The organism is Neisseria sp. P0022.S010 (genome assembly GCF_051956635.1).
Genome location: NZ_JBQCXF010000845.1, coordinates 1 through 507 on the forward strand (window position 1 = coordinate 1; position 507 = coordinate 507).

Sequence of the window (507 nt, forward strand, 5' to 3'; positions counted from 1 at the left end):
CTTCAGGTATTACGAACCTGATGCAGGGCGGTTTGTTAATCAGGACCCGATTGGGTTGCTGGGTGGGGAGAATCTGTATGCGTTTGCACCGAATGTAAAGGGGTGGGTTGACCCGTTGGGATTATGGGCTTTTATTCCCGCATTGCTTTCCGGCTTATTAGTTGCTGGAAGAGTAGCGATAAGTCTCTTATCTAAAGTAGGAAAGATGGGATATAAAGCTGCTAAACAATGTGTTGGAAAATGCAAAAACTTAGGTAAACCAAAATCCCCTGATAAACTCTTAAAAAATGGTAAAGTAGATCATAAGGATATTCAGGCATGGGCTAAAAAACAAAATTTGCAAAATCAATGGAAATCAGATCCTCAAAAATTCCCCAACGGTGGATTTAAATATAATGATGGTACTTATTCCGTTCATGGGCATGGTGCAAATCCCGCAGCACAGGTGAAATTTCCTACATCCAATGCTGCTCAGGGACCAACTGTCAGAATTACAGGCCCCAAAGG

The 507-nt window shown here is 42.2% G+C and carries 1 protein-coding gene; it reads left to right on the forward strand.

Annotated elements, in window-relative coordinates; genetic code table 11:
- The coding region (locus tag ACTHUT_RS21730) for an RHS repeat-associated core domain-containing protein (protein WP_440419888.1) at positions 1 to 507 on the forward strand (507 nt) is incomplete at both ends.